Origin of the sequence: Streptomyces sp. CAI-85 (genome assembly GCF_013363615.1) — a bacterium.
Lineage (GTDB): Bacteria > Actinomycetota > Actinomycetes > Streptomycetales > Streptomycetaceae > Streptomyces > Streptomyces antibioticus_B.
The window spans coordinates 1-6072 of sequence record NZ_JAANNX010000125.1 but is presented as its reverse complement, the minus strand read 5'-3'; the positions used below and the strand labels follow the sequence as shown (position 1 = coordinate 6072).

Genomic DNA, 6072 nt, shown 5'->3' with positions numbered 1-6072 from the left:
AACCGGCGCTACCGCCTTGAGAGGGCGGCGTGCTAGGCCGCTACACAACGGGGGCCCTAGCGATCCCGAGTTGATCGAGATCAGTACCCCCGACCGGATTCGAACCGGCGCTACTGCCTTGAGAGGGCAGCGTGCTAGGCCGCTACACAACGGGGGCTTTGTGGATGTCCTCCACGGTGCGGATGAGCTCCGCGAGCTGGCCTACCTGGACTCGAACCAAGACTAACTGAACCAGAATCAGTCGTGCTGCCAATTACACCATAGGCCACTGGAACGCAAATCCCGGAAGAGGGATCCTGTTCTAGCTTGCGCCCCCGGCTTCCGGCCTTTCGGCCCGCTCCTCGGCGGCGCAGGAAGAACATTACCCGAAGGTGGACCGGGCTCCAAAACGGGTATCCGGGCCGAGGATCGCGGGCAGTTCGGCGAGGGTGGCGATCCGGTGCCGGCCGGACGGCGGCTCCACGGCCGCCGTGCCGCCGCGGCGGTCGATCCACACCGAGAGCAGTCCGGCGTCGGCGGCGCCCCGGCCGTCGATCTCCGGATGATCACCGACATAGGCCACCTCGTGCGGGGGCAGGGCGAGGGCCTCGCAGGCGGCGAGGAAGGCGGCGGCCTCCGGTTTGGAGACGCCCAGCTCGGCGGCGCACAGGATGGTCTCGAAGCGGTGGTGCAGTCCGAGGACGCGCAGCTTGTGGTCCTGGACGGTCAGGCTGGAGTTGGAGAGCACCGCGTGCCGGTGGCTGGCGGCGAGGGCGTCGAGCACGGGCACGACGTCGGGGAACACCGCCCAGGCGGCCTCGTAGTGCCCGATGTAGCGCCGGAACCACTCCTCGGCCTCCGCGTCGGTCAGCTCCGGCCGGTCCAGGAACACCCGCACCCGGTCCCGCCGCTGCCCCTCGAAGGTGACCTCGCCTGCGGAGAACCGCGCCCACTGCCCGTCGGTGACCTCCCGCCACCGGTCCAGCGCCTGCTCCGGCGTGCCGTACCCGGCCATCAGCCCCTCGGCGACGAGATGCGCCCGCATGCCCTCCCGGTCCGCGGTGGTGTAGTCGAAGAGGGTGTCGTCCACGTCCCAGACCACGGCACGAATGCTCATGCCTCCGACGGTATCGCGGGGCCGGTCCGCCGCGTACGGCTGAGGGGCGGTACCCGGGGTCACCGGTACCGCCCCTCGGTCGTGCGACGTCAGGCCGTGAGTTTGGTCAGGGCACTGTCGATGCGGGTCAGGGTCTTCTCCTTGCCCAGGATCTCCAGGGACTCGAAGAGGGGGAGGCCGACCGTGCGGCCGGTGACGGCGACGCGGACCGGGGCCTGGGCCTTGCCGAGCTTGAGGCCGTGGGCCTCGCCGGCGGCCAGGACGGCCTCCTTGAGGGACTCGGCCGAGGTCCAGTCGGCGGACTCCAGCTTCTCGCGGGCGGTGCGGAGCAACGCGTCGGCGCCCTCCTTCATCGCCTTGGCCCAGGAGGGCTCGTCGAAGACCGGCTCCGGCAGGAACAGGAAGTCGACGTTGTCGGTGATCTCGGAGAGGACCTTCAGACGCGTCTGGGCGTGCGGGGCGATCGCCTCCCAGCGGGCCTCGTCGAAGTCCTCCGGCGCCCAGGGCGCGAAGGGGGCGCGCAGCCACGGGCGGCAGCGCTCGGTGAAGTCCTTCACGTCCAGCAGCCGGATGTGGTCGGCGTTGATCGCCTCGCACTTCTTCAGGTCGAAGCGTGCCGGGTTGGGGTTGACGTCGGCGATGTCGAAGGCGGCGATCAGCTCGGCCGTGCCGAAGATGTCCTGGTCGGCGGAGAGCGACCAGCCCAGCAGCGAGAGGTAGTTGAGCAGGCCCTCGGGGAGGAAGCCGCGCTCGCGGTAGAGGTTGAGGGACGCCTGCGGGTCACGCTTGGAGAGCTTCTTGTTGCCCTCGCCCATGACGTACGGGAGGTGCCCGAAGGCCGGGATCGCCTTGGCGACGCCCAGGTCGATCAGCGCCTTGTACAGGGCGATCTGCCGCGGCGTGGAGGACAGCAGGTCCTCGCCGCGCAGCACGTGGGTGATCTCCATGAGGGCGTCGTCGACCGGGTTGACCAGCGTGTACAGCGGCGCCCCGTTGGCGCGGACGATGCCGTAGTCCGGGACGTTCTCCGGGGTGAAGGTCAGTTCGCCGCGGACCAGGTCCGTGAAGGTGATCGTCTCGTCGGGCATCCGGAAGCGGACGATCGGGGCGCGGCCCTGGGCGCGGTACTCCTCGACCTGCGCCTCGGACAGATCGCGGCAGTGGCCGTCGTAGCCGGAGGGGCGGCCGGCGGCGCGGGCGGCCTCGCGGCGGGTGTCCAGCTCCTCCTGGGAGCAGTAGCAGTGGTAGGCGCGGCCGGCGGCGAGGAGCCGGGCGGCGACGTCCTTGTAGAGGTCCATCCGCTGCGACTGGCGGTAGGGCGCGTGCGGGCCGCCGATCTCGGGGCCCTCGTCCCAGTCGAAGCCGAGCCAGCGCATCGAGTCCAGGAGCTGTTCGTACGACTCCTCGGAGTCGCGGGCCGCGTCGGTGTCCTCGATGCGGAAGACCAGGGTGCCCTGGTGGTGCCGGGCGAACGCCCAGTTGAACAGGGCGGTGCGGACCAGGCCCACATGGGGGTTACCGGTGGGCGAGGGACAGAATCGGACGCGTACGGGAGAGCCGGATGCGCTAGCCACGCTTGACAACCTTGTTGGTGAGAGTGCCGATGCCTTCGATGGTGACGGCGACCTCGTCGCCGACAGCCAGGGGGCCGACCCCTGCCGGGGTGCCCGTGAGGATCACGTCGCCGGGGAGCAGCGTCATGGCCTCGGTGATGTTGACGATCAGATCCTCGATGGAGTGGATCATCTCGCTGGTGCGGCCGAGCTGGCGCTGCTGGCCGTTGACCGTGAGCTGCACGGTCAGGTCGGCGGCGCGGGCCAGGTCGAGGTCCGTCTCCACCCAGGGGCCGAGCGGGCAGGAGGTGTCGAAGCCCTTGGCCCGGGCCCACTGCTTCTCGCGGCGCTGGACGTCGCGGGCGGTGATGTCGTTGGCGCAGGTGTAGCCGAAGATCACGTCCGCGACGCGTTCGCGCGGGACCTCGCGGCACATCCGGCCGATGACCACGGCGAGTTCCGCCTCGTGGTGGAGTTCCTGCGAGAAGGGCGGGTACTGGATGTCGTCGCCGGGGCCGATCACCGAGGTGGACGGCTTGAAGAAGGCGAACGGGGCGTCCGGCACCTCGTGGCCCAGTTCCTTCGCGTGCTCGGCGTAGTTGCGCCCGAAGGCCACGACCTTGTTGGGCAGCACGGGCGGGAGCAGTCGGACCTTGTTCAGCGGCACCTTGGTGCCGGAGAGCTGGAAGTCCGCGAACGGGATGCCCTTGATGATGTCGAGGACGAGCTCGTCCGGCTTGTCGCCCTCGACCGCGCCGAAGGCGACGTTCCCGTCGATGGAGAACCTGGCGATGCGCACGGGTTGGTTGGCCCCTTGACTGAGCTGGCTGGAGTGTGACGCTCCAGGCTAACGCGGAAGGGCGTCCCCGGCCGGGGACGCCCTTGACATCCTGCGGTGGGGGCCTTTGAGCAATCTGCCGCCCTCAGCCGTATACCTCCGCGTGAAGATCGCGTGGATCCCTGTGGAACCTCCGTGGATCCCTGGGGATCTTCTTTGCAGATCTACTCCGCGAGGGAGGCCGCGACCGGGGCCTCCATGAGGATGGTGCGCTTGGGATTGGCAGTCTGGGCCGGCAGGTCGACGGCGTGCTCCGGCCGCTCGGGGAGCCGCAGGTCGACGGCGTCCTTGAGGTGCGCCAGCGTGGTGCGCTGCGGGTTGGCGATCTTGTGGAACATCGGCGGCGTCTTCACTGTTGTACGTGACCCTGTCATGTCGGGCGCCTGAGGGCCGGGGAAAGGAGCCCTCGCGCAGGCGCGGCTTGTCGGATATGCCATTTCTGTAAAGCGTCAGGCTAAACACGCGATTCCCCGGGAACGCGTGAAGGTCTCATGATCAGTGTGTGAGTTTGCTCACGAATCAGCGCCCAAAGCGGTCAATTCAGACCGGCGCGTGGAGATGAGTAAACGGACATTCCGCCCCTGAAGCGCTTATTCCGCTCCTGATCATGTCGACTGGGACACGTGCCACCACCCGGCACCCTGAGCCCTTATGCCTGCTTTACACGGGTTCGTTCTCTACGGCCCGTGATGCGGCCCTCACATGCTGTCACGCATGTCACAGCCCGGCCAACACACCTTGTTGGAGATCCTGCACTGTGCTGGAATCTCACGAACCGCCGCAGGATCTAGCCGGCGCACAAGGGGCGCACATGCGCCGAAGTGGCGGCGAGAAGGGGGAACCCGCGCCGGTAATTCCGACCACCCGAGGGGCGCAATTCAGGGCTCCCCTCAACACGCCGACACCGTCCTTCCGTTCACCCGGAAGGGCGCCTGGTCCAGAGGTTGCGACGCTAGTGCAGGGACGTTTCAAGAGGGATGGCAGTGCTTCGGCGATGCCGGAGCCGCACGGCGGGACTGCCCCCAGCAATGGCAGCTCCTCGCCCCAGCACGCCCAGAACCCGGGCCAGGCACCGTCCGGCGACGGCGGAGAGCGCTCCGGGCGCCCCGGCGCGTCGGCGTCGTCCGGTCTGCCCCCGACTCCGCAGGCGAAGCCCTCGGCCGGTCCGCCCGGCCCCGGCTCGCGCGTGGCGCTGCGCAACTGGCGCATCTCCACCCGACTGGTCGCACTGCTGACCCTCCCGGTGGTCGCGGCCACCTCGCTGGGTGCGCTGCGTATCAACCAGTCCATGGACGACATCCAGCAGCTCGACAACATGAAGCTGCTGACGGAGATGACCAAGCAGGCCACCGAGCTGGCCGTCGCGCTCCAGAACGAGCGCGACCGCTCGGCCGGTCCGCTGGCGCACGGCGGCAAGGCGACCGACTTCGGTGTCAAGGGCTACCGGACCAAGACCGACCGGTCCATGACCGCGTTCCAGGACGCCGCCGAGAAGATCAACGTCGCGTCCACGGAGGGCAACCTCCAGGGCGTCCGCGACACCCTCGTGGGTCTCCTCAGCGAGCTGAACAAGCTCCAGCAGGTGCGCTCCAGCGCCTACGCGGACGACGGCAACGCGATGCGCACGGTGGACGCCTACCACCAGCTCATCACCAGCCTGCTCGACCTCTCCCAGGACATGGCGCAGGCCACCAGCAACCCGGAGATGATCCAGCGCACCCGTGCGCTGGCCGCCTTCTCCACCGCCAAGGAGTGGGCCTCCGTCCAGCGCGCCGTGCTCGCGGCGGCGCTGCCGGCGAACAACACCTCCGTCGGCAAGCTCTCCGAGAACGACCGGCAGTACGCCAACGCCGCCCGTGAGAGCGAAGGGTCTGAGCTGTCGTCCTTCCGCGGCATCTTCGGCGACGAGGGCGCCGAGAACCTGCTCCAGCCCATCGAAAAGGGCAACCCGGTCATCGAGGAGTCCGACACCTACGCCACCCGGGCGCTCAACTCGTCCTCCGGTCTTGCGTCGCTGGACAAGCGGTCCTACCAGGACTGGCTCGACGACAGCACCACCAAGATCGGCCAGATGAACAACATCGAGCGCACGCTGCTCGAGCAGATGGAGCAGAAGGCCCGTGAGCTGCGGGCCGAGTCGGAGCAGGAAGCCATCATCTCCGGTGCGCTGATCCTGCTCGTGCTCGGTGTGTCGCTGGTCGGCGCCTTCGTCGTCGCCCGGTCCATGATCCGCTCGCTGCGCCGCCTCCAGGAGACCGCCACCCGGGTCGCCCAGGACCGCCTGCCCGAGCTGGTCAAGCAGCTCTCCGAGTCCGACCCCCAGGACGTCGACACGTCCGTGGAGTCGGTCGGTGTGCACTCCCGGGACGAGATCGGCAAGGTGGCCGCGGCCTTCGACGACGTGCACCGCGAGGCGGTCCGGCTCGCCGCCGAGCAGGCCCTTCTGCGGGGCAACGTCAACGCGATGTTCACCAACCTCTCGCGCCGCTCCCAGGGTCTGATCCAGCGCCAGCTCTCGCTGATCTCCGAACTGGAGTCCCGCGAGGCCGACCCGGACCAGCTCTCCTCGCTCTTCAAGCTCGACC

Annotated in this window: 5 protein-coding genes and 2 tRNA genes; 1 reads left to right on the top strand and 6 read right to left on the bottom strand. The window is 68.8% G+C overall.

The features are described from left to right. Positions 1 to 84: 84 nt before the first annotated feature. From G6W55_RS36715 to G6W55_RS36690, 6 genes are all read right to left on the bottom strand, one after another. Positions 85 to 157 (bottom strand) — tRNA-Glu (locus G6W55_RS36715). Positions 158 to 196: 39 nt separating this feature from the next. Continuing rightward, positions 197 to 268 (bottom strand) — tRNA-Gln (locus G6W55_RS36710). A gap of 93 nt (positions 269 to 361) precedes the next feature. After that, complete coding sequence (locus G6W55_RS36705; protein ID WP_175524944.1) at positions 362 to 1096, bottom strand: HAD family hydrolase; 735 nt, start codon at positions 1094 to 1096, stop codon at positions 362 to 364. Positions 1097 to 1185: 89 nt separating this feature from the next. After that, on the bottom strand, positions 1186 to 2670 hold the full coding sequence (gltX, locus tag G6W55_RS36700; RefSeq protein WP_175524943.1) for a glutamate--tRNA ligase: 1485 nt from the start codon (positions 2668 to 2670) through the stop codon (positions 1186 to 1188). Then, positions 2663 to 3448: a fumarylacetoacetate hydrolase family protein gene (locus G6W55_RS36695; protein ID WP_085213576.1), complete on the bottom strand. Its 786-nt coding sequence runs from the start codon at positions 3446 to 3448 to the stop codon at positions 2663 to 2665. The genes gltX and G6W55_RS36695 overlap by 8 nt, the downstream gene beginning before the upstream one ends. A gap of 203 nt (positions 3449 to 3651) precedes the next feature. Beyond that, a complete protein-coding gene (locus tag G6W55_RS36690; protein WP_175524942.1) occupies positions 3652 to 3825 on the bottom strand; it encodes a hypothetical protein in 174 nt (57 codons plus the stop codon). 617 nt (positions 3826 to 4442) lie between these two features. Between G6W55_RS36690 and G6W55_RS36685 the strand changes: the two genes are divergently transcribed. Beyond that, positions 4443 to 6072 (top strand): nitrate- and nitrite sensing domain-containing protein (locus tag G6W55_RS36685; protein WP_175524941.1); only part of this gene is annotated, 1630 nt, incomplete at its 3' end.

Coding starts and splice junctions, on each gene's coding strand:
- G6W55_RS36705 (WP_175524944.1), bottom strand. CDS start 1,096: ATGAGCATTCGTGCCGTGGTCTGGGACGTGGACGACACCCTCTTCGAC.
- G6W55_RS36690 (WP_175524942.1), bottom strand. CDS start 3,825: ATGTTCCACAAGATCGCCAACCCGCAGCGCACCACGCTGGCGCACCTC.